Raw genomic sequence first — 421 nt, 5'->3', positions numbered from 1 at the left:
TGCCATGAAGAAAACCAAGTTCACCGAAGCGCAACCGGGTGGCCGGAGCCATCGTCTTTGCTCTTAAGCAATCTGAGACTGGAGTGGCCGTGGCCGAAGTATGTCGTAAAATGGGCATTAGCGAGGCCACCTATTATAATTGGAAAAAAAAGTACGGCGGATTGGGGGTTGCCGAGCTCCGACGATTACATCAGTTGGAACCGGGCCGCCGGAGCGGAAGAAAACCGTCAGTTGAAACAGCTAGTGGCCGACCTGAGTCTGGACAAACAAATGCTTCAGGATGTGCTCAGAAAAAAGCTTTAACGGGGCCGCCCGAGCGGGCCAGTTCAGCAAAGAAAACTGGCCGCAAGTTTAATGGAGAGCTATGGCACGGGCCACCCCGCAAGTTTCGGCTCGTCGTGCATGCTCTGTTATTCAGTTC

1 pseudogene is annotated in these 421 nt (G+C 53.4%); it reads left to right on the top strand.

Annotated features, from left to right (window positions below):
* Positions 1-4 precede the first annotated feature (4 nt).
* A pseudogene (locus GO755_RS40760) lies at positions 5-421 on the top strand (transposase); the annotation flags it as partial.

The organism is Spirosoma arboris, assembly GCF_009754945.1.
Classification (GTDB): domain Bacteria; phylum Bacteroidota; class Bacteroidia; order Cytophagales; family Spirosomataceae; genus Spirosoma; species Spirosoma arboris.
This window is presented reverse-complemented; position numbering and strand designations above follow the sequence as displayed.